Consider the following 21,457-nt stretch of genomic DNA (forward strand, 5'->3'; position numbering starts at 1 on the left):
CAGTGGCCGCTGCACACCCGACGCATCGGCATGCTCCCGGCACCGATCGAATACCTGTTCAACACCCCGTCACATCACCGCGTGCACCACGGCTCCAACAACCCGTACCTGGACAAGAACTACGGTGGCATCCTGATCGTCTGGGACCGCGCGTTCGGCAGCTACGCACACGAATCGGACCCCGTCGTCTACGGACTGACCAGGAACATCGCAACGTTCAACCCGATCACCACGAACTTCCACGAATTCCTCGCCATGCTCACCGACATCGGCCGAGCACACAACATGCGCACGGTGTTGCGCGCGGCCTTCGGCCCGCCCACCGCGCCGATCAGGTCCGCAATCACCACACACACGCAGTGACGAACACAGTTCGACCTGCGCCCACAACACGGTCCTGCGCGGCGGACCCGGCAACACCGTCGACGAAGCCCTGACCAGACTACTGGCCCATTACCTCGAGTACTGATCATGCTCGAGGCTCCGGTAGTTTCCGCCCCCGAACTCCAGTGGCGGCCGTTCCGCCATCCCGAATCCGCACGGTCCTGGGGAGCCGTCGGGGTCAACCGTGCCGAACCCGAACGAGCTAAGTAGGGGTGCCATCACCATGCACTGCCGGCGGTTGGTCAGCCGCCCGAGATGCCCGGGGCCAGTTGATCTTCCGATGCCCCGGCGCTGGCCGGCTCGGTCAGCGCGGTATGCGGCAGTTGCGGACGTTCTTCGCACCGCGCCGTAGGGTCGCGATCACGACCGATGGCCGACCGTCCGGTCGATCGCGCTGGACGTCCAGACTCCATCCACCACACTTGAGCCGTGGAACGAGAACTGACCGTTAACGAGCAGGACGCTCTGTGCGCCATGCTGGAGGGAGATTTCCCGGGCGCTGTCGAACTGCGAGCACAGGTGCTCACGGCCAAGGTCGTCGGGAAGTGCCGCTGCGGCTGCCCCACTATCGACCTCATGGTCGACCCGAGCGCACCCACCGCTCCGAACGTAGCCAATCCGGTTATAGAGGCCGTGACCGACGACGGAGGAATCCTCCTGTTCGTTCAGGAAGGAAAGCTAACCGGCCTCGAGTATTACTCACTGACCGACGACACACCCGATCACTTCCCACCACCGGATCGAATCCATCCCACGCCGTGACAGGGCCAGTTCAGCGGGATCGGAGGAGACGAAAGAAGCCGCTGTGGAAAGCATTAGAAGCGCATCGCCGTCTTCTGCGTGTAGCCAGGCATGAGCGACGTGCCAGTGCGCGATATTCGGCATTATGGTGCGTTCGGCCGGACTCGGATCGCCACGGCCAGTTGATCTTCCGCCACGCCGCGCTGGCCGGTTCGGTCAGCGCGGTATGCGGCAATAGGGTGCGTCGCGAGAGCCAGCGAGGACGAGGCGAACGTTCAGGGCGGGCCAGCCATGCACCGGCATCAGCCGGGGCAATAGGCAGTCTCGGCGGCGTTCACGAAGGCCATCGCCGAGCCGAACTCGCCTGGCTCTTCGCTCAGGAACTCGGCCAGACTGTGCTTCGATAGGCCGTCCGCGAGCAGATCGCAGACGGCATGGCCACCTTCGGAAATGCCTGGGAAATCCGAGATGATGTCGGGAAGTACCTGAATGCCATCCCGCTGGATGAGCAGGAACCCAAAATACGCGTCCTGTAACGGGCCGTAGTTGTGGGGGCCCGCGACCGGCCGAAGCTCTGACGACGGCAATGCTGAGGCGGGGGCGGCGAACAGAACAGCAGCGGCCGCGGCGGCGAGCCCTGTAGCGATCTTCGAGAAGAGCAAGACGATTCCAATCGTGGGACAACTGCGCGACCCGGTGGTCGCCACGAAGATCGTAAATGAGGGTCGCCGAACTCCGCCGGGCGTCAATTCGCGTTACGCCACTGGACCCCACGTGGCGGGTCGCCGGCAACCTCGTCGGCCGGTTCGGTCAGCGCGCTCAGCGGCAGAATAGTGCGTTCGGTCGGCCGAGATGATCTCGGCACGTTGATCTTTGGGGCTGCGGTGTAGCTCGCTTCAAACCGTGCGGCACGCTGCAATAACGGATAGCCGATGTTCGTCGGCACCGCCTATCCCAAGGCTGTCACAAGGTGCAGTGTTCCCAATTGATCGCGTCGAGTCGTTCCCATCGGTTCTCCAGCCAGTCCCACAGCAGCTGCTCGACCTCGTTCACGTCCGTCACAGTCGTGCACAGGTATCGATACTCGCCCTCGCCAGTTCTGGGGTGTACTTCGAGGTCGTATTCGGTGTCGCTGGCGCGGTAGATCTGGATCATGGGAGCCTGTCCAGCCCTTTGCATCGTGATGAATGGCCCGGTGGGTATGTAACGCAGTTTGCTCAACTAGTAGTGCAGATGGTCGCGGGTCAGCGTTGTCAGTCTTCTACCGCCGACGGTCACCTCCAGGTTTCGGAACACCACTGGTGCCTGCGCGGGCAACGTGTCGGCCCAGGGAGCGCCAAGTTCTTCGTCAGATTTCATCGGGGTACCCCCAGCCGCAAAAGACTTCAGCGTGTGGCACCAGCGCGGCGACCCTGCGGGTGAGCTTCTGCTCGAATTCCTCTCGCCAAAGAAAGAACCGGCTGAACACGACGGGATGGTCAGAATCCGCTTGGACGCGCAGGTCATCACCATCTTCGGTCAGAGTGATGAACACGGCATCACCCATGCTCTCCTTGTCGAGTACGTCGGTCAGCAACGCGGTCACGCCAGCGCGTTCGCGTTCGTCCCTCAACCCTCGAATCGTCAGGGAGACATCGATATTCACAGACACGTTACCGACCCTAACCTCGATCACCGACAGCCCACCGCCAGCCCAGTCGAACGTGGACCGAATACGACCGGCCTGAAACCACCCAGGTCGCGGCATAGCGGACGTTCTGCACCGCACCAGGTTCCGGCAGTCGGCACCTTGCGCTGGCCGGTCCGGTCAGCGCGGTATGCGGCAGGAGCGGACGTTCGTCTGTGAATCGACGACACCACTGCCGTTCGTGCTTTGGGCCACGGGTCACGGTGGCGCGATTTCCGCAGATCCGATTGATCAGCAGGTTCGAGTCCTTGATGCTTCCCCTTACGCGCCGTGGGTCATGTCTTGCGCGTCGCAAGCCGATGAGCTTCGGCGATCCATCGGTGATGAGATGAAGCGCCCGGGTTGGTCCGAGCATTCGAGAGAGAGCCGAGATGACGAGCGATCAGTTTCCGCCCCACCCGGGTCAGTACACATACGAGCCGTTCGGGGCGGGGCAGACCTATCCCGGCGGACCCACGACCGGCAAGGAGACGCCGCCGAGGACTGTGACCTACGCCTTCTATCTGATGCTGGCCGGTGCGGTGCTCACCCTGATCGGTCTGCTGTACAGCTTCACTCAGTTGTCGCACGCACGCGCGAAGGCAACCGCCCACGCCAGAGGGAATCTCACCCACAGCCAGGTCGATTCGATTGTCACTGTCTCCTTCGTGGTCGGCATTGTGATCGCCTTGATCTCCGTTGGGCTGTGGATCTGGATGGCCATCGCGAACCGTGCCGGAAAGAACTGGGCGCGCATCACCGGTGCCGTCTTGTTCGGTCTGTACACGCTCAGCATGCTGGTTACGGTGACCATGTCACGCAGCGACACGTTCTCGCCTCTTCTCGACGTCCTGACCTGGCTGGCGGGCCTTGCCACCGTAATCCTTTTGTGGATCAAGCAATCCAGTGCCTACTTCCGCCCCACCCCGTCCTACATGCCGTACGGTCCCGGCACCTACCCGATGAACCCCCAAGGCTTCTGACCCGTCCTCCGGCGGCCCACCAAGCTTCGGCGAATTCCCTGCGGGCTGGCGCGTCGGCCACAATCGTCCGGTCTGCGCTCCACTCGGACACATCAGGCCTCCACATGGGCAAGACCAGTGGGCATCCGCTCACCCTTGATACGCCGCTTCTTCCAGCGTGAGAAGCCGCAGGGAGCGGACACTCGGCGTGCCGGGTGAGCGTCTGTGGTCCAGCAAACGGGCCCGGCTTCGAGTGGGCCTGAACCTGCAATCAGGCCGAGCCACCGTCGGAAAACTGATGACCTCCATGGGACTTTGCACGATGAGGCCCATTGCACGGAAATCGGCTAGTAAGGGGACGTTCTACACCGCACCAGATTCCGGCCGCCGGTGCCCCGCGCTGGCCGGTTCGGTGAGCGCGGTATGCGGCGATAGCGCGTACGAGTGACGACCGTATGACGCTCTGCACGTTGATCTTCGGCCGTCAGTTTCGATCGACTTCGGCCGGGCTATCACATTGCTACGGTGCGATGCCCATTGCGCACAGCGCTGCAGCAGGATCTCTCATCGAGACAGTGAAGCGGCGACCGCTGGTCGAGCGCAAACGCAATGCGGGGCCGGTGTTCAGGGCCAGCAGCCATCCGTATTTCGGTCGCCAGGTCACGCCTGTCGTGCTCCATGGGCCACCTGGTAGGTCGATGATCTCCGCATGGGCAATGGCGGTCCGAGCAAGGGTGACACGCGGGAAGCCGAACGGGCCGAAGTTCACGGTCAGGCCGGTAGAGCCCGCGCTGATTCGCTGGGTCGATAGCATCACCGCGGTCACAAGCACGATGATCCAGACCGCGGCGCTCAGAAGGTTGTCGAGTTCGGGATCCCACACGGAAATGTAGGTCCACAGAGTCACAACGGGGATGCTGAGGACCAGCATCGCCCAGTTGGTGACGCGGCAGGTGTAGACCGACGCGGCGGGCATTACATCAACTCCTCGATCAAGCCGAGCACCTCGGCCTTGCTGTACCCGTTGGCGAGTGCGGTCTCGATCAGCTGACGCGCGGCCTGTTCCACAGGCGCCGAAGCAGGCGCGCTAGCGGTGACTCGTACTCCACGGCCTCGGCGGAAATCCACGACCCGTTCGGCTCGGAGCTGCCGATACGCGGCCAGGACAGTATTGCGATCGACGGAGAGGGCTTCCGCCAATTCCGTTGCCGGCGGGAGCTGTTCGTTGATCGCCAACTCCCCGGTGGTTACCGCACGCCGAACACACGCCGCGATCTGCTCCTGCAGCGTCGCCCTGGAGGTCTGATCAATGTGCCACAACATGGTGCCAATGAAACTAGCACTATTTGGACACTGCATCCTGCTGCGCGAAGATCCAACCTCCCCGACCCCACGATCCACACCGAAGAATCGATCACGGGCGGACGCAACGTAATCGGCATGAGCGGACGTTCCGCCTGCCTAGGATCGGCACGGCCAGTTGGTCTTCCGCCGCGCCGCACTGGCCGGTTCGGTCAGCGCGGTATGCGGCAGGATAGTGCGTTCGACGCAGGACGAACCTGGGCGCGGCACCGTTGAAACGAGGCAAGTTCCATCCGGTTGGGTTCAAGCGTGCGCGAAGGCTCGCCGGACCACCGCAGGATGTCGAACGAGCTTGGGGCCGAGGACGACCGCCAACAGCGTCAGTCCCAACCAGGGACGAACGTGTGGCGTCAGGCGTCGTATGCGGCCGTCGGTGTCCTGTTCGATCATCATCGCGTCCCCGATCCGCACACCCAGGACGCGCGCTTCGGCCACTGCGACGGCGGTGCTGTCACCCCTGACCACGTGATACCAGGTAAATCCAGTCAAGGCAGGCAGCAGAATCGAGAACACCACACGCAGATCATCATGGCCACGAAAGACCGCGTGACCGGCCAGCGGCGACACCAGTTCTGCGTCCGCCGCCAACGTGCCGATCACAGCATCGACGTCGCCCGTCGTGGTTGCCGCACAGAATCGAGCGATCACATCGTCTTCCACCCAACCCCCTCGCCAACCTGTCTACTACGCAGTGTAGTCATCAAACGTCGGGTGCGCCGAGTTTGCGTGATGCACCAAACTCGGCACGAGCGCGCAAGGCAGGCGGTCGTACGGCGCTCTGCCCGTTGATCTTCCGATGCCCCGCACTGGCCTGTTCGGTCAGCGCGGTATGCGCAATGACCGCACACGGCCGGTAGGTAGTCGAGGCGGGCTCGCCGTAACCGCCGGCAGCGGAGAGCCTCCCTCCAACCCGGGCGTATACGCCGCATCGACAATTGGGAACATTCTTGTTCGCTAACACTCGGGGCGGTCGCGCAGATATATCAATCGTTGCAGCAGTGTCGCCGATCGGTTTGCAGCGCAACGGGATACGGCGCGAACGAGGGAGTGATCGGATCATGAAGCGAACTACCGCGGGTGTGGCAGTGTTGGCCGGCGTGTTGGTGGCGGTGACCGCTGGGTGCACCGCGAACGGAAATGGGTCACTGACGGTTTCGCCGGGTCCGGTCACCGTGTCGAACTCGGTTCCGACCGGCGGTCCGACGGGTTCGGGTGGGACGCCGGCACCCAGCGGTGCGCCTGCTTCGCCGGGGCCGGGGGGCTCGCCGGATTCCGGCGGCGGGCAGCCATCCGGCGGAGGTAGTCCGGTTGCGGGCGATGGTTCGACCGGGACCCCGGCGCCGACGCCGACGGTCGCGCCCATCACGGAATGCACGAACGGTCAGATCCATGTCCGCGCCGAAAACCTGGCAGCCCTGAACCAGAACTACGCCGGCACCGCGCTGATCTTCGAAACCACCGGCGACACCTCGTGCTGGATGGTCGGCTACCCCGGCGTCGACATGTGGGCCCCGGGCAACAACTGGGTGCACGCCCGGCGCTCCCTGTACAGCGCCGTCTGGGGTCAGAACCCCGACCACAGCTTCTTGACCCCACAGCAGGTGACGATCAAGCCGGGGCAGCCCGCCCACGCCATCGTCGAAAGCACCACCACCGATAACGGCCGCCCCTGCCCGGTATCCCACACCCTCAACGTCACCCCACCCGACATGACCGCCACCCAACCGGTGGAGACCGGCAGCATGTACCCCTGCTCGGTCGTCATCCACCCCATCACCCCGTAGCCCGAGCAACTCCCCGCCGTCCGGCGCCCAGGAATCACTGTGGTGCACAGGGCCGGCCGCGGAAGAACCGCATGTATCGATGATCCCGGCCACGTCGGTTTCCTCGGGCACATTCGCCACGTCCACTCCACAGCTCGGCGAGAGTAAAGGGGTTGACGGTCGTGAAGTGCTATGCGGCAGTCAATGGTCTGCGACCAGGGCCCATGACATTGAGCCCATGGCCGTTTCGAACCGCGCACTCTGCGGCGGAGAAGGTGCATACAATGCGTTCCGAACCGGGTCGTTCGGCTAGCCAGGAGCAGGCCGCGGGGACCGGTTCCGGCGCGAACCGATCGTCAGGATCGATCTCTCGAGGGCAGTCCGATGGTGGTTTCACCGATTGCTTCGATTTTGTGCCGTCTGATCGTATCGTTAACTGGCTCAAGAAAACTCGCTACTTCAAGGGAACGTGCAGTGTCCGAGATCTGGTCGGACCGAACTCAGAGGGGAGAACGAATGAGAATGCGCGCCTTCGCTGGTATGGCCGTGGCCGCAGCAGCGATTTCGATGGCCTGTGCGGGTACCGCCAATGCGGATGCGGTGAATCCGAACGACTACATGATCGGTGACACCGTCTACTTCAATGTGGGTCCCGCACAGTGTTCGATCAAGTCGGATGGCACGACGGGTTGTGACATCGCGTCCGGCATCGCCAGGTGGCTGAACATGATTCCGGTGACCGATCTCGCCATCGATGTGCCGTTCCTGCCCGCGCACCCGACCTTCGGCGTGTTCGGTCCATACGGTCGTTCCGATGCCAACACCCTCCCGCAGGGCAACGGATACGGCTCGACCATCACCTACGCGGGCGCCACGTGCAGTGGTGGCGGGCGCGGCGGGATCCTGTGCAATTCGAAGGGACACAGCTTCGACTTCGGCTGGTCCGGCACCACGACCACCTAGACCGGATTACGCGGCAGCCTGATCATTTGACCCTTTACGCGGGCAGGGCGGCAAGAACAGCCGCTTTCGATTCTGTCTGGGCCGGCAGTATCCCGACTACGTACAGTTCGTGGTCGCTGACATCCACCGACGTTGTCAGTCGATACTGCTCGGTCATCGGCATCGCGGTGCGTTCGGCCGTCCTCGGATGGCCGCAGCCGGTTGATCTTCCACCGCCCCGCGCTGGCCGCATCGGTCAGCGCGGATGCGGCAGGAGTCGGCAGCGACATCCATGGAATACCCGGCCGGCAATGGCAGATCGGGCCGATGACCCCTCGCACGCTCATCGACAATATGCTGCTCGGCCGGGGCGCGTGGATTGCGGCATAGAGCCCACTCGCCTTGACCACGGCCGGGCATGGCGGTGAGCCGGCTGGGTCGGATGTCGGCACTGCGGACTACAGTTTCGGCCGGATCGTGAAGTGGGCCAGGCGGGTTCGGTGCGAGTGGCGTGATCGCGGGATCGGGCCGTGTTCGGCACTCGGTGACGACCGAACTCCCAACATCTGTGTAGTGTCTGAATCACATTCGATTCGGCATACGCGGGGGCGAGATATGCAGATTCACACTTCCCATCCAGTAGTGGACGCAGTACTCGACCGGTATCACCGTGAGCTGGGTGACGAGTTACCGAAATATCGAAATCACGTACTGCGCAGCCTCAACTACCAGCAGTTGCTACTGGGCGAACCAGTGCCCGACACCGCAGCATTGGCATGGGCCGTACATGATCTGGGCATATGGACGGCTGGAACCTGGGACTACCTCGAACCCTCGGCGCAGTTGGTTACACAACACGCCGCAGAGTTCGGAATCGACGATGTCGAGAGAACCCGGCGGATGGTGCTCGATCATCATCGACTGCGCGGCACCAACGATCGACTGTCCGAAACATTCCGTGTCGCCGACCGCATCGACGCCAGCCGCGGACTCGTCTATCACCCATTGACACGCGCCGACGTCAAATCCGTTGTCGCACAGCTACCTTACCTCGGATTTCACATGTTCCTCGCCCACCGAGCCGCCACCTACGCACTGGCACACCCCATCCGGCCCCTACCCATGGTCCGCTGGTAGACCGACTACAGCATCCGGACCGGGCGCTGTCATCGGCGGCTGCGGAGGTTCCGCCAGCCTCGGATCGGCACGGCCAGTTGATCTTCCGACACCACGCGCTGACCGCCTGAGCCCGCAGACATGAGCGGATGTTCCCCATAGCTCGATGATTGAGGACGCCTACCACGGCGGGTGCCCGTCGTCGCCTCCGCTTGCCGCCGTCTAGCTGATCCGATTGGTATCAGACTGTGCGAAACGGGCGATGGCGCGGGCGACCGCCTCGCTCATGGCGGGGCTGCCGGTGTGACCGGAGTCGTCGATGATGCGAAGGCGGGCATCCGGCCAGACTTTGGCGAGTTCCCACGCGGTTTCGAGCGGGGCGCTGAGATCGAGGCGGCCGTGAATCAATTCGCCGGGGATCCCGGCGAGCCGACCGGCTTCGCGCAGCAGTACGCCTTCGTCGAGCCACGCCGCGTGCGCGAAGTAGTGCGTGCAGATCCGGACGAAGGCGAGCATGGCGGTATCCGGCTTGCTGCTGTACTGCCCTGGGCTGCCCAGGGATTCGTGCGCGATGACCGCATCCTCCCAGCGACACCACTCGATCGCGGCGCTGCGGCGTACCACCGGGTCCGGGTGTTCCATCAACTGCCGGTAGCCCTCGACCGGGTCACCGTCGCTGGGCAGCGCGGCCCGGAACCGCGCCCATTCGGCGGGCAGCAGCCGCGCGACACCCCGGTACAGCCAGTCGATCTCGCGGCGGCGGGTGCTGGTGACGCCGACCAGCACGATCCCGGTGACCCGCTCCGGGTACCGCTCGGCGTAGGCGAGGATGAGCGTCGAGCCCCAGGACCCGCCGTAAAGCAGCCAGCGGTCGATGCCGAGGTGGGTGCGCAGCCGCTCCATATCGGCGATCAGGTGCTCGGTGGTGTTCACCGCCATGTCGGTGTCCGGATCGGCGGCGCTCGGAATGCTGCGTCCGCAACCGCGCTGATCGAACTGCACGATCCGGAAGACGTTCGGATCGAACGACTTCCGCGCTCGCGGGCTGCTCCCGCTGCCCGGTCCGCCATGTACCACCAGCGCCGGTCGGCCCGCAGGGTTGCCGCTGGTGCACCAGTACACCTGGTTTCGGTCGCCGACCTCGAGCAGACCGCCGGCGTACGGATCGATCGAGGGAAAGGACGCCGGCACGTTTGCCAAGGTTAGCGGAGGCACGCAGCATCGACGGCGGCGCGGGCGTTGACCTGGCCGTGGCACCAACGTACGGAACGTATTACGGGAATGGACCTGGTCCAGCGGGATCCGCACATCAGCTGTTGCGGATGTCCTGCACCGCACCAGGTTCCGGCCGCCGGCGGCGCCCGCGCTGGCCGATTCGGTCAGCGCGCCATGCGGCATGACAATGCTTTCGGCGTGCGGTGCCGCGCCGGCGGTGCTGCATCTGTCACTGGAGTTCGATGAATGTGTACTCTCCTGGGCGCCACACGTCCCAACTGTTGTCGTTGAACCCGCGAAGCATCGCGATCTCGGGACCTTCGAGTTCCTCAGCCGTCGGGTCGACGGAGAGCGTGCCCGTCTCGAACCGCAGTACAAGACCGACCTCGACCGCGTCCTCGGTGGACACCACGGTCTCATTGATCGCAGGCAGCAGCCATGGCCGGTTCGAACCCGCCCGGGTCGCGGCACGACAGGACACTGCCGGTACGAGCAGCTGAGCGGAGGAAGGAGCGGAAGCCGCAAAAGGTCCTCGCCGGTATCCTGGCCGGAATGGTCGGCTTCGATCTTCGCCGTCGACGTGACCGCGCCGAGCGGAGCCGTCTCGACCGCTTCGACACCGCTACCACTCAACCGGTGGGTTCGAAATACCGTCTTGTGCACGGCCTGCCGCCGGTTGACCCAACTGGGCTGTGGCTCAGGCTGGTTCAGCGCCGCCACCACCATGTTGGTCGGCACCGGCGCCCTCTCCGGCGCCAGTGTGAGCCATGGCGGAACCCGGTTCCAGCCGGGCGTGGCCGGTTCGATTCGGGTACCTGGCCGCCTCGAATCTCGCCCGTTATCCGAGGTTGGTCGATGTCGACTGACTTCGTCACCGCGCTCCAGCCCGCGCAGGACTGGATGGCTGCGGTGTCTAACCAGGTAAAGGCCGGCGGCTACGACGGCCGAGTCAACAACTCGGTGACAGTAATGGCACCGGTCATGTCACCGGGCGACATGGACATGATCAGAGCCTCCGCGGCGTAGACGTCGCCGTTCTCGAGAAGCAGGGCAGCCTCGTCGAGCTGACGTGCGGTGCGAACGGCGGTGTCGTCGCCGGATTCGGCGGTCTTGGTAGTCATTGCGTCGCCCTCCCTCTCCAGCCATCGGGTTTGCCCCGAGTGCAGCCGGTCGAGAAAGGTTAAGTGCGCCAACAGATTCGGGGCTACCGGATCTGCGACGACAACTTCCCGATCTGCGACAGGCAAGCACGAGCCTCGTCGGAATCGCTAGGTCGGCCAGGCGCAGAGTGTCAGTGGAGGCTCGTAGTCTTTGCGGCACATGACAACTCGCGATGTATCGGAGATTCGATGCCGACGCTGGACGTCAAGCCAACACGCTGTTTGCCATCGGGGACGAGACGGCCGGAATGGCTGGACAAGGGGCTCCTGTGACCAGCTGGGACGAATTCGCCCGTAGACTCGCTTACCAGTTCGCCATCCTCCCCGACGGGGCGATCCTTCTGATCGATACCGACGAACCCGACACTCAGCCCGGCTTCGCCCAATTCGCTCAGTTCGAAGACATGCTGCACGCCGAACTCGGCGCATACGCCGACCTGGACCGTAACCCCGGGCTGCACAATCCCGGGCACCAGCTCGCACTGCGCGCGGGCTGGCATCCTCCTGACATCGACTGGGATAACTGGTGGTTCCAGGTGCCTCGGGCGGTGCAGCCGGTGGCCGGTCGAGAGTTGGCCGCCATGGTGATAGTTGGCCTGCGAGACGCGTTCCACGTTCCCAGCCCCGATCGGTTGGTGTACACAGCGTGGAATGCCCGCGCCGGCAACCGGCCGCTGGATCTTCCTTTGCTGGGGATCGCCAAGCAGTAAGCACCCGACCCTCACCGCCGCGTGCCAGTCGGCACTCGAACTCCGCGATTGGATGGGATTCGCTGCGCGGCATGGTGGTTCGGCGGTTGCCCCGATTCGGCATCGCGTACGGGCGTGGACGCTCATACTTCTGGGGATTGCGTCGAGAACACCGTGGCAGGCGAGCCGGCCACGGCCCGACGGGGTTGGTTATCCGACGGTCGATCGAGCTCGTTACGTGATTGCGGGCCCCCAGAATTCGCGGCAGTCCTGTGAGACGGACTCCACCTAGAGTTCTACGCAGCGCAATCCGAAGGAGACGGCGATGAAATCGGTTCTGCGAAGTCAACTCCCACAAGTACTGGTCAGCTGTCTTATTGCTGGCGTGCTCGCCGTCGGCACCGCGCAGGCCGCACCTGTCGTTCTCGACCCTGAGCAGTCCAGCGCGGCCGCCATCGCCACCGGCGACGATTCCGGTTCAGCGGCAACTGGGTCGGTCAGTTCATCGGAACTCGCGATACTGCGAGTGCTTCTGCTGTGCCCCCTGGGCCTCATGTCGGGTCAATCTTGCAATCTGATGCCGTGACTCTGCCGAACGACGAACCGATCTTCCCAGCGCAACAACACATTTGGTGAGAACATCCAGAACAAGGAGTGCGATTTGAAGTATCAAAGCCTGACGCGTCTGGGCTCGTGCGCCGCCGGCATAGCGGTCTTGGCCGCGACCACGGTGTCGATGGCCTCGACGGCCGCCGCCGACGACTGGATCCAGGTTTCGGGTACGGTCCAGTGCGTCAACCAGACGTACACACTCACCGTGCCGGCATCGAGGATTCAGACCGGTATCTCGTCCTATTACTTCCTTGACGGCAAGAACTTGAACACCGCAACCATGATCGGCACCGAGCAGCCCATCCAGCACGGCCAGAACGCCACGGCTTCCTGGACCCCCACCACCAGCGGCACCCACACCGTGTGGTGGCGAGGCATTCAGGCCGGCGGCGGGGGCATCATCGGTCCTCAGGAAATCACTGTGGTCGACCAGGCGCCCGCTGGACAGAACTGCAATTCGACCACCGGCGGCGGCACGGGCAGCGCCGATTCCCTGCCGATCATCGGTCCGCTGCTGAGCCAGCTGGGTCTCTGAACCGAACGGGCACAGTCGAGCGGCGTCGGTTCAGATCAGTCCACGACCAGGCCTGTCACCGAGGGAGCACCGAACGCATTTCGATGATGTCATCGTCGATGAGCGCGGTTTCGAAACCTTGCCCGCGCCTCCGATGAAAAGGTCAAGGCAGCCCGCCTCGGTGCCGAAATCCTCGGCGCAACAACCCCTGCCGGTCGCCGCCTGACCGAGATCGGCCGATACCTCGACTACCTCGGCCGCGAGATGGTCCAGGCCGTTGAACGCTGACGCACATCACCGATGCAACTCGACGATCGCTGATACAGTGCCGCTCACTGCACTGCGAGCGAGTCCGCAAAGACGCTGGCGGTGCTCGACGTTCGAGCTTCCGCCCGTGACCCGAGCCGCCAGACCACGAGCCGAACAGCAGTCATACTCGCTCTGAACCACACCACATTCGGCAATATGGTGCGTTCGGCCGGTCTCGGACGGACACGGGTACTTGATCTTCTGGCGCCCACGCTGGCCGGCTCGGTCAGCGCGACCAGCGGCAGAATAGTGCGTTCATCAGATTGCGCGGGGCATCGCTCAATAGCCCAGTAAGTTCGAGCGGACTCGCTGCAAGTGCGCGATCCGTCGATACTGCGTGGTGGTCGGTTATCGGGTATGGAGCCCGTCGAGCACGAGTGTGATCAGCTGGTTCGCGGAGCCGCGTGGTTGAGCGCGGCGGACCGCTGTCGCGGTTCCGATGAGCAGATCGAGCACGTCGGTGCCGTCGACGTCCGCTCTTACCGTCCCTGCCTTTCTCGCCTGTGCGAGAACGTCTTCGAACGATCGATTGAACTCCCGAACGCGCCACGAATCACGTTGCGCGACAATTTGTATGCCATATTCCGAAATCCTTACCGCGATGAATGGGATGGTGGGGCGTCAGCGCACGACCGAGTAACGCACGCAGGCGAATTCGCCGTTATGAGCGACTTCCATGGTCTTCAGTTCGAGGCGGCGGGGGAGCAGGGGTGCGCCCGCGCCCAGCGTGACGGGGGCGATGGAGACGATGATTTCGTCCAGCAGGCCCTGATCGGCGAATTGGCCGACCAGCTCGCCGCCGCCCATCAGCCAGAGGTCTTTGCCGTCGGCGGCCGCGGCCATCTCCTCGTGTACGACCTCCACCGGCTTCGAGGTCAATCGGACGTCGCGGTCGTCGTCGAAGGCCGGGAACTCGCGATGGGTGAACACCCAGGTCGGCATGTTGTAAGGCCAGGGCTCGGTGGAATTCTCATTGATCCATTGATAGGTGCTCGAGCCCATGGCGATCGCGCCCGCACCAGCCGCGAACCGGTTCAGTCCCAGCGGGCCGTCCCAGTCGACCTGCCGAGACAGCAGCCAATCCAGGTTGTGGTCGGGGGTCGCCAGGAATCCGTCCAGACTGGTAGCGGTGTGGTAGACGGTCTTGAAGGTCACGTCATCCTCTCTGGTGTAGCCATTCGATGGGATCGCCGTCTCCGATTTCGGTTCCGGCGATGGATAACTCGGTTCGCAGCCAATGCCGTACGAGATACCTGCGGTGGGTGGAGTAGCTGAGGATGTGGGCGATCACGCTGCCGATGACGAAGCTCTGCGGCGGCTCGCACAGCGCATCGATCAGGGTGTCGTCCCACCCGCAACGCCGGGTGAGATCACGGATGGTATCCAGCCACCGAACCGCTACGCGCTCATGGCGTTTCACCAATTCCGGGAGGGCGTCTTCGGCGGCCGTCGGGATGTCCTCGCCGTCGATCGCGGCCAGCCACACCTCCTTCGACTCGATGAGATGGGTGAGCACGGTGGCAATGGATTCCTCAGGGCCCCGGAACGACTCCACCAGCAGGCCCGGAAATCGCACCCGCCGGTACTGCGATTCGTCGAGTTGCGCTGCCATACTGAGGAGTTCGCGAGTGTCGTCGATATCGTGATGGATCAGCAGGGTCGTGGGATCCAGCACGGCCTGTTCTTTCGGCGCACTCGTCACCCACAGCGACATGGGCGGGTGAAAGTGGATGCCATTGCTCGTGGGCAACCACCGTCGGCGCTCGTCCGCGGGAGTCAGGCTCGGCGGATGCCCGAACGCGGCGTTGAACGCGCGGCTGAAACCCTCCACCGAGTCGTACCCGGCCGCGAACGCGACGTCGGTCACCGACTTACCCGTCGACAGCTCCCACGCCGCCCGCTCCAGCAGCACCCGCCGCTTCAGCGCCACCGGCGGCTCGCCGATACCGCGCGAGAACTGTCGGGTGAAATGGAACGGCGAAACGAACGCATCAGCCGCCATCGCACCGAGCGTGGTGTTGTTCTCGTCCAGCACCGCGTCGAGCAGTTCGCGTAGTCGATCTCGTCCGGTCTTGGCCACACGACGAGTCTGCCAACGCGGCCCCGAGACCCGCTTGACCGATCTTGCTCAGCCTCCGACTCCACCTCGGCATACGGGTTCAGGCCGTACTCACACTGCAAATGATGCGTTCCGCCAGCGACGGATCAGCAGGGCCAGTTGACCTTCGCCTGCCTTTCACTGGCCGGTTCGGTCAGCGCGGTGTGCGGCATAGAAAGACGTTCTGTGCGTCGGGTGTCTGGACGTGGGGAACGTCCTCCTGATGCGCTTGTAGGGCTTGGTGTCCCGTCGCAGCAGGAGGACGTTCCATGAACAACGGTAATGGCTTGTCCCGGGGTGATCGCAACCGTAACGCGCGCCTGAACCGGCTGCGCGCCTTGGTCCCGACTGGCAATGCGTTCGTCGGGATCGACCTGGCCGACCGCAAACAGATGGTCGTGATCACCGATCATGATTCGAAAGTGCTGGCCCGCAGAACATCCTGTCCCTACGGACTTCACGGAGGCCACCTTCTCCGGCACCACGCACTTCACGGAGGAGCCGCATGCCGCTCTGACCGCGCCGGCCAGAACGCCGGGTCGGCGTGGCCTTCGAATTCGGTAGCGGCCCAGCGGGTTCGGTGTGGATGGAGATCAGGGTCCCCGAGGCGCGCACCGAAGTGCTCGATAGGTTGGCGGCGCGAGCCGGGGCGAGGCCCGCTCGCCGAGCTGACCGCGGTGCGTGACACGACGCGCTGGCAGCCGGGTGCGACGATCCGGCGGTGTGCAGCGAGAACCCGGACCGGACCGGTACCTACGCGGATCAGCGAGCGGATTCGGAGCTGAAGGTCACCGTGTTGCCGAGGTCCATTCGCAGGAATTCGGTGATGCGGAACAGCTTCGGCGGGCGTGCGGCATCCGCGGGCAGCGCCTGGAATGCCTCGGTCTCCCCGACGATACGGGGGGCGGCGAGTTCCACGTCGCGGCCGCCGATCCGCAGGGATGCGCCACCGGCCGCCAGGACATTGCGCACCCAGTCCGCGCGCGAGCCGTAGACCAGCACGAACAGATACCCGCCCGGGACGGGATGGGCGTCGAGCGGGGTGCGGTAGGTCGTGCCCGAGGTGCGGCCGATGTGCGTCAGCACCGGCCACTTCCCGTTCGCGATCGCGCGCGGATTGAACAGCCGCTTGTTGACGTGCCCCCACCATCTCGGCATCGGCATCGGATTCTCCTTCTCTTACGGGCGTAAGGTTGACTTACAGCCGTAAGGTAGGCTTACGGGCGTAAGCCTGTCAATACCCTTCGAACCGGGAGCCGCAGTGCCACGAGGATCGCAACCGCTCAGCCGGGAACGGGTGCTGGATGCCGCCATCCGGGTCGCGGATCGCGGTGGCGCGGAATCGATCTCGATGCGGCGGGTGGCCCAGGAACTTGGAGTGGAGGCGATGTCGCTGTATCACCACGTCCCGAACAAGGAGGCCATCCTCGACGGTGTGGTGGATGCGGTGTTCGCAGCGATCGACCTACCTGATACCGGCCGGGCGGACTGGCGGGACGCAATTCGGGTACGCGCCCATTCCGCCCGGCAGGTGTTGTCGCAGCACCGCTGGGCGCTGGGGCTGATGGACTCCCGCCGCAACCCCGGACCAGCCACGCTCCATCACCACGATGCGGTACTCGGAGTCCTGAAAGCGGCCGGGTTCACTCTCGCCGACGCCTCGCATGCCGTCTCCGTCATCGACAGCTACATCGGCGGTTATGTTCTGCAGGAAGCGAATCTGCCCGCCGCGACCCCTGCCGATGTCGAGGACGTGGCGAGCGACATCCTCGAGCGCCTGCCCGCGGATCGGTACCCACACCTGCGCGAGCTGATCACCGATCACGCCCTGCGACCGGGCTACGACCATACGGGCGAGTTCACCTACGGCCTGGATCTGATCCTCGATGCGCTCGAAGCTCGCCGCAGCCCCGGGCAGGGTCCCCGCTGACCTGACGGCGTGGGCTGGCACCACACCCAACCATTCATGTCAGGATTTCCTGACAGGATTCAGTCACGTAGGCGAGGCAGAGGTTCCGGTAGTCATCGGCACTGTGCCCTGGGGCTCTGCGAGCCGGTGCCGGCCACCGGCCGAGGGTGCCACCGCGTCAGGGCGCACGGCTGTGGGTATGTCCAGCAGAGCGTGCAGACGGGCGAGGAAGGCGTCGATGCTGCCGTAGCGCGCGAGGATCTGCGCGAGCAACTCGTGCGCGGTCGATCCCATCAGATCGGTCATTTCACCCATGAAGGTTCACCGACCGGTCGGGCCGGTTCCCTCCGGCATTCTGCACCGCGATCGCGACCATGTAGCTAATTCGGAGATATCTGCGCCGTCATCCGCGCCGAGCACGACGCCATCGAGGCGCGGATGTCCGGAGGTGGCACATCCCACGCTGACCACATCGGAAGGACGAGGGTCTCGCCCCAGCGGCGCGGTAGCGCACGTTAGGCGAGACCCTCGTATCGGCTCAGCGGGGTCAGGGGGTTGTGTGCTGCGCCGACACCTCAGCGCATACCAACAGGTCGGCCTTCTCAATCGGTCGGTGCCCGATCGTGGCCGAGGGATGATGAGGTCGTTACCGGCTCCCCCATCCCGTCCGACCATGTCGTTGAGTGTTCGAAAACGATCGATGCGAGCAATCCGCTGGCACAATGGCGTCGGACCATCGAGCGGTCTGGTAGCCGGTTGCGCCCGCGGTGAGGAGGTCTGCCACGTCGAGATACGCCACCCTCGGTTCGTGCGCACCCTCTTCGATCCACTCGGGGTGAGCAGCATCGGACCGTGAAGCGCTGCGGTCGGTGCTGTTGCTGGGGATAGCCCGGGATCAGCTGATCGTGTTGATGAGCCAATTGCCCAGACTTTGTGTCATCACCTCGTCGCTGTCGTCGATGCGTTCACGATCGAACTCACCGTTGCCGAACCAATCGACCTCGGCCTGGGAGCGCACTTTGATTTTCACCGGAATCCGGGGCCACCAGCCCACGCGTTCCATCAACGCGCCTTCCTCGCTCCGGTGCGGTGTCCCGTTCCAGGACACGTAGAACCCGGTCCGAGTATCGACGCGTTCGGTTTCCGACTTCGCGAGCGCGTAGCGGGCAAGCAGCGCGCCGCGCCCGAGACCACCGACGGTGAGCGAGTGTTCGGAACTGCGTACATCGTTGGCGAGGGTGATCGTTTCGGTGATCACCGAGGAGTTGGTCTCGAGATCGGCCGCACCGTTGTTGTATCCGACCAAGATGACGTCGTAACCAGCCGCGTGCAGGGCCGCAAGCAGCGAGTACTCCTCGTTGGCGACATCCTCGAGGAGAACGTCGAGGTCGGTGGGCCGGTTATGGATGGAACCGGCGGCGATGATGAACGGATCGACGAGATCAGCGCCGTCGGCCGGATACAACCGCGCCTCACCGGCATCGAACTTCCAGGTTTCGGCCGGCTCGGGGATAGCGGGCATCATGTCCTACCTCTCCTTCGTGCGAGCATTGCCTGTTCAGCAAGAAACGTTGTGGTGCAAAGGATTTCAACTCGACCGTGCCACCGTTTCAGAAGGTGAACTGGTCGCCGTAGGCGGTGGTCTGCACCAGCCGCTCAGCGGTGCTCACCGTGGTGGTGATGAAAGGGACGGCCGATACCGGCGAGGCGCATTGGGCGATATTGAGCGCGGCATTGTTGAACGCGATGCGATGCGGGAAGGTCGTGGTGGCATCCAGGCGGGCCGTCTCGGTTCTGGCGATAGTGACCTGGCCGGGTCCCAAGTTCGCGAACACGCCTTCGCCCACGCCCAGATTCCCGATGACACCGGGCCTGATCACCCGACCGGGAATTCTCGCGCCCAGCCGTTGATCGGTGCCGATCTCGACACCGAAGCCGCCGTCCACACTGATCCCGCAGCCGAGGATGAATCCCGCGACCGCCTCACCGGAGGTGATCTGGCCGCCGTCGACGGTGACCGAGTAATCGCCGGACATCTGCGCGGCATGCGAGAACGTCATCAGGAAGTTCGGTGTCCGGTCACCGGGCGGGTTCGCCTCGATGCTGCCGACCGACGCCGTCAGATGGACTCCCCCACCGGAGACCTCCGCACCGGGCGGCTGGGCGCGGCCGAGGCCGGCGCCACCGGCCCACATGCCCAGCCCAGCCAGATTTGCCGCGACCGCAGCGGCCACAGCGCCGGTGAACGAACCTCGCATGCCTGAGCCTTCCGGTTCGCGACGATAGGCAACTCGACAGCACACGAACAAATCCACATGGGAGGGATACCGTTCGGCAAGCCTAAACGGCGCCACCAGCCAGGCGATGTCACGGCCAGGCGTGTCGACCAGGGCACCCGGCGTCGATCCGCGTCGATCCCGACGGACATCGACGCCGAAGCCGCCTCCCTCCCGCCCGAGTGGGCGGCGACCGGGACACAGATATCGATCGGTGGAGGGTCAAGGGCCAGCGGATCCGAGCGTCAGGGCCAGTGGATCCCAGCCGCGCCGGCACGTCCTCGATCCGGAGCGGTGACCGGCACGTCGGCGCATGGCCGACGCGCGACGGACGGGCCATCGCACCCTCAACCGAGCCACGGCGGTTCGTACGACTCGGTCGCGCCCGACCAGGCCAACGAGGGACACCTCGCCCCCGAGGGGTAGTCAGTTGAGCACTGGCGCCGCCATTCAGTTCGGAAAGGCCTCCGGCCCTGCAAGTGACGCCTTTTCTGCTCTGTACGGAGGAGCCGAATTGCCCTGTTTCCGGGGCATCGTGCCGGGAGACAATCAACAGGTCGATACCGCGCGGGTTGCGTCGGTTCACGCATCAGGAGCTGCTCATGATTGCGCCGGTCATACCCCACCGGCAACGGTCGACAGCACCAGAGCGCTCGGCCACCAGAGCGCTCGGCCACTGCCTGTGCTGGGCGAGTCCCGAAATCGCCGCAGAGAACACAGTGACGACATCTCGCGACCGTGACTCCTGGTCACAGGACCCCGCACACCAGCATGAGCTGATACATCGGCACGAGCTGACTGCCCGCCACGTCACCCGGACGGCTGGACAATACAAACACGGTGGCGGTCACCGCAGCCGGTCAGTGCATCCGCCGAAAATTCTCCGGACTACCACCGTCATGCTCGGATCCCTTGCAGCCGCGACAGTGATCGCGTTCGGTGCGTCGGCGAATACGCCGACCGTCGAACTCCCACAAGTACCCAGCAGTTTCTCTGGCGAGCTGCGCGGGGGCAACCTTGGCACCTGCGCGGATATCAGCCCGGACTCCCGGGGTCGTGCTGGCATCCTGGTCCGCACTTTCGACGGTCCGGAGGCGACGCATACGCCGCCTCCGACAACCACCACAACACCGCCGCTGCATCCCCCACCGCCGGTGAATCCCCCACCGCCGGTGCTTCCCCCACCGATACTCTAGGTCTGAGCATCGACATAGCTCGCAGGGTATGAGGCGCAATCAGATTCGGCCGCCGCGGACCAACCGCATCAGCGCCTCGAACCCAAGACAGTTGCGCCAGCCTACCGGCCTGTCGTGCTGGGAGAACTGGATGCCCCAAGCCCGCCACGCCCTGTATGCCGACGGGGAAACCCTCCATATCTCCACCTGGCCCGGATCGGTCCGAAACACCCGAGACATCACCCGATTCGTCGCACTGGAAGGTCGGGTCTACTCCCTGGCCGCCCGCAGCCGTGCTCGACTAAGGCGATGTGCCTGAGGACTTCCCGCTGCGAGACATGCTGATCTCACAAGGCAAACCGGCCGGTCATGACGGCGGCTCCGCGATCGCCGGACCCGATGGCGCCGGGCTGGTCGAGCCGGTGAGCGGTGCGGAACGCCTCGTGATCGCCGATATCGATCCCGCCCGGGTAGCCCAGGAACGACAGAACTTCGATCCTGCCGGCCACTACTCTCGCCCCGATGTCTTCTCGGTCACTGTAGACCGCCGCCGTCGCTCCCCTG

Annotated in this window: 28 protein-coding genes; 10 read left to right on the top strand and 18 right to left on the bottom strand. The window is 64.4% G+C overall.

All coding sequences use genetic code 11. The features are described 5' to 3' along the window. Positions 1–363, top strand: a 363-nt coding sequence (locus ACWEQQ_RS08095; protein WP_452347701.1) for a sterol desaturase family protein, incomplete at its 5' end; no start/stop codon positions are given. Positions 364–813: 450 nt separating this feature from the next. Beyond that, positions 814–1,146, top strand: a complete 333-nt coding sequence (locus ACWEQQ_RS08100) for a hypothetical protein (protein WP_452347702.1) — start codon at positions 814–816, stop codon at positions 1,144–1,146. 281 nt (positions 1,147–1,427) lie between these two features. Here ACWEQQ_RS08100 and ACWEQQ_RS08105 read toward each other — a convergent pair whose 3' ends face one another. From ACWEQQ_RS08105 to ACWEQQ_RS08120, 4 genes are all read right to left on the bottom strand, one after another. Then, positions 1,428–1,787, bottom strand: a complete 360-nt coding sequence (locus ACWEQQ_RS08105) for a DUF732 domain-containing protein (RefSeq protein ID WP_452347703.1) — start codon at positions 1,785–1,787, stop codon at positions 1,428–1,430. 83 nt (positions 1,788–1,870) lie between these two features. Beyond that, positions 1,871–2,071, bottom strand: coding sequence for a hypothetical protein (locus ACWEQQ_RS08110; protein WP_452347704.1), 201 nt, complete (start codon positions 2,069–2,071; stop codon positions 1,871–1,873). A gap of 17 nt (positions 2,072–2,088) precedes the next feature. Continuing rightward, positions 2,089–2,280, bottom strand: a complete 192-nt coding sequence (locus ACWEQQ_RS08115; RefSeq protein WP_452347705.1) for a hypothetical protein — start codon at positions 2,278–2,280, stop codon at positions 2,089–2,091. Positions 2,281–2,473: 193 nt separating this feature from the next. Further along, entirely contained in the window at positions 2,474–2,776 is a 303-nt protein-coding gene (locus ACWEQQ_RS08120) for a hypothetical protein (protein WP_452347706.1), read from the bottom strand. A gap of 407 nt (positions 2,777–3,183) precedes the next feature. On the opposite strand from ACWEQQ_RS08120, the gene ACWEQQ_RS08125 reads away from it, so the two are divergent. After that, entirely contained in the window at positions 3,184–3,774 is a 591-nt protein-coding gene (locus ACWEQQ_RS08125; RefSeq protein WP_452347707.1) for a hypothetical protein, read from the top strand. Positions 3,775–4,273: 499 nt separating this feature from the next. Here ACWEQQ_RS08125 and ACWEQQ_RS08130 read toward each other — a convergent pair whose 3' ends face one another. From ACWEQQ_RS08130 to ACWEQQ_RS08140, 3 genes are all read right to left on the bottom strand, one after another. Then, a complete protein-coding gene (locus tag ACWEQQ_RS08130) occupies positions 4,274–4,729 on the bottom strand; it encodes a hypothetical protein (protein ID WP_452347708.1) in 456 nt (151 codons plus the stop codon). Then, positions 4,729–5,076 (bottom strand): GntR family transcriptional regulator, encoded by a 348-nt coding sequence (locus ACWEQQ_RS08135; protein ID WP_452347709.1) that lies wholly within the window; start codon positions 5,074–5,076, stop codon positions 4,729–4,731. Before ACWEQQ_RS08135 ends, ACWEQQ_RS08130 begins: the two co-directional genes overlap by 1 nt. A gap of 282 nt (positions 5,077–5,358) precedes the next feature. Beyond that, positions 5,359–5,775 carry a nuclear transport factor 2 family protein gene (locus ACWEQQ_RS08140; RefSeq protein WP_452346467.1) on the bottom strand — a complete coding sequence of 139 codons (417 nt, stop codon included), beginning with the start codon at positions 5,773–5,775 and terminating at the stop codon, positions 5,359–5,361. Positions 5,776–6,173: 398 nt separating this feature from the next. Here ACWEQQ_RS08140 and ACWEQQ_RS08145 point away from each other — a divergent pair, with 398 nt between their 5' ends. From ACWEQQ_RS08145 to ACWEQQ_RS08155, 3 genes are all read left to right on the top strand, one after another. Continuing rightward, positions 6,174–6,899, top strand: a complete 726-nt coding sequence (locus tag ACWEQQ_RS08145; protein WP_452347710.1) for a DUF4232 domain-containing protein — start codon at positions 6,174–6,176, stop codon at positions 6,897–6,899. Positions 6,900–7,394: 495 nt separating this feature from the next. Continuing rightward, a complete protein-coding gene (locus tag ACWEQQ_RS08150; RefSeq protein WP_452347711.1) occupies positions 7,395–7,841 on the top strand; it encodes a hypothetical protein in 447 nt (148 codons plus the stop codon). A 594-nt stretch (positions 7,842–8,435) separates the two neighbouring features. Next, positions 8,436–8,957 carry a hypothetical protein gene (locus ACWEQQ_RS08155; RefSeq protein WP_452347712.1) on the top strand — a complete coding sequence of 174 codons (522 nt, stop codon included), beginning with the start codon at positions 8,436–8,438 and terminating at the stop codon, positions 8,955–8,957. A gap of 201 nt (positions 8,958–9,158) precedes the next feature. On the opposite strand, the gene pip is transcribed toward ACWEQQ_RS08155, so the two are convergent. From pip to ACWEQQ_RS08170, 3 genes are all read right to left on the bottom strand, one after another. Then, on the bottom strand, positions 9,159–10,127 hold the full coding sequence (gene pip, locus ACWEQQ_RS08160) for a prolyl aminopeptidase (protein WP_452347713.1): 969 nt from the start codon (positions 10,125–10,127) through the stop codon (positions 9,159–9,161). A gap of 253 nt (positions 10,128–10,380) precedes the next feature. Continuing rightward, complete coding sequence (locus ACWEQQ_RS08165; protein ID WP_452347714.1) at positions 10,381–10,560, bottom strand: hypothetical protein; 180 nt, start codon at positions 10,558–10,560, stop codon at positions 10,381–10,383. A 526-nt stretch (positions 10,561–11,086) separates the two neighbouring features. Next, on the bottom strand, positions 11,087–11,272 hold the full coding sequence (locus tag ACWEQQ_RS08170; RefSeq protein WP_452347715.1) for a hypothetical protein: 186 nt from the start codon (positions 11,270–11,272) through the stop codon (positions 11,087–11,089). Between the two features lie 308 nt (positions 11,273–11,580). Between ACWEQQ_RS08170 and ACWEQQ_RS08175 the strand changes: the two genes are divergently transcribed. The 3 genes from ACWEQQ_RS08175 to ACWEQQ_RS08185 all read left to right on the top strand — a co-directional run bounded on the left by ACWEQQ_RS08175 (position 11,581) and on the right by ACWEQQ_RS08185 (position 13,147). Then, positions 11,581–12,021, top strand: a complete 441-nt coding sequence (locus ACWEQQ_RS08175; protein WP_452347716.1) for a TY-Chap domain-containing protein — start codon at positions 11,581–11,583, stop codon at positions 12,019–12,021. A gap of 304 nt (positions 12,022–12,325) precedes the next feature. Beyond that, positions 12,326–12,586 (top strand): hypothetical protein, encoded by a 261-nt coding sequence (locus tag ACWEQQ_RS08180; protein WP_452345946.1) that lies wholly within the window; start codon positions 12,326–12,328, stop codon positions 12,584–12,586. A gap of 129 nt (positions 12,587–12,715) precedes the next feature. Then, positions 12,716–13,147 (top strand): hypothetical protein, encoded by a 432-nt coding sequence (locus ACWEQQ_RS08185; RefSeq protein WP_452347717.1) that lies wholly within the window; start codon positions 12,716–12,718, stop codon positions 13,145–13,147. A gap of 636 nt (positions 13,148–13,783) precedes the next feature. Here ACWEQQ_RS08185 and ACWEQQ_RS08190 read toward each other — a convergent pair. From ACWEQQ_RS08190 to ACWEQQ_RS08205, 4 genes are all read right to left on the bottom strand, one after another. Then, on the bottom strand, positions 13,784–14,047 hold the full coding sequence (locus ACWEQQ_RS08190; RefSeq protein ID WP_452347944.1) for an SbtR family transcriptional regulator: 264 nt from the start codon (positions 14,045–14,047) through the stop codon (positions 13,784–13,786). Between the two features lie 9 nt (positions 14,048–14,056). After that, entirely contained in the window at positions 14,057–14,590 is a 534-nt protein-coding gene (locus ACWEQQ_RS08195) for a dihydrofolate reductase family protein (protein ID WP_452347718.1), read from the bottom strand. A gap of 1 nt (position 14,591) precedes the next feature. Beyond that, positions 14,592–15,515 carry a helix-turn-helix domain-containing protein gene (locus ACWEQQ_RS08200; RefSeq protein ID WP_452347719.1) on the bottom strand — a complete coding sequence of 308 codons (924 nt, stop codon included), beginning with the start codon at positions 15,513–15,515 and terminating at the stop codon, positions 14,592–14,594. A gap of 780 nt (positions 15,516–16,295) precedes the next feature. Beyond that, positions 16,296–16,697 carry a nitroreductase family deazaflavin-dependent oxidoreductase gene (locus ACWEQQ_RS08205; protein ID WP_452347720.1) on the bottom strand — a complete coding sequence of 134 codons (402 nt, stop codon included), beginning with the start codon at positions 16,695–16,697 and terminating at the stop codon, positions 16,296–16,298. Between the two features lie 97 nt (positions 16,698–16,794). Here ACWEQQ_RS08205 and ACWEQQ_RS08210 point away from each other — a divergent pair, with 97 nt between their 5' ends. Beyond that, positions 16,795–17,463, top strand: a complete 669-nt coding sequence (locus ACWEQQ_RS08210; protein WP_452347721.1) for a TetR/AcrR family transcriptional regulator — start codon at positions 16,795–16,797, stop codon at positions 17,461–17,463. Positions 17,464–17,526: 63 nt separating this feature from the next. Here the strand turns inward: ACWEQQ_RS08210 and ACWEQQ_RS08215 are convergent, their stop codons facing one another. The 4 genes from ACWEQQ_RS08215 to ACWEQQ_RS08230 form a co-directional block, all read right to left on the bottom strand. Beyond that, the gene (locus ACWEQQ_RS08215; protein ID WP_452347722.1) at positions 17,527–17,757 is read right to left on the bottom strand and encodes a hypothetical protein; all 231 of its coding nucleotides are present in this window, start codon (positions 17,755–17,757) and stop codon (positions 17,527–17,529) included. Positions 17,758–18,337: 580 nt separating this feature from the next. Further along, positions 18,338–18,967: a hypothetical protein gene (locus ACWEQQ_RS08220; RefSeq protein ID WP_452347723.1), complete on the bottom strand. Its 630-nt coding sequence runs from the start codon at positions 18,965–18,967 to the stop codon at positions 18,338–18,340. Between the two features lie 85 nt (positions 18,968–19,052). Beyond that, positions 19,053–19,700 (bottom strand): MspA family porin, encoded by a 648-nt coding sequence (locus tag ACWEQQ_RS08225; RefSeq protein ID WP_452347724.1) that lies wholly within the window; start codon positions 19,698–19,700, stop codon positions 19,053–19,055. A gap of 1,540 nt (positions 19,701–21,240) precedes the next feature. Next, complete coding sequence (locus tag ACWEQQ_RS08230; RefSeq protein WP_452347725.1) at positions 21,241–21,402, bottom strand: hypothetical protein; 162 nt, start codon at positions 21,400–21,402, stop codon at positions 21,241–21,243. Positions 21,403–21,457: the final 55 nt, after the last annotated feature.

The sequence above is a fragment of the Nocardia sp. NPDC004123 genome (assembly GCF_053603795.1).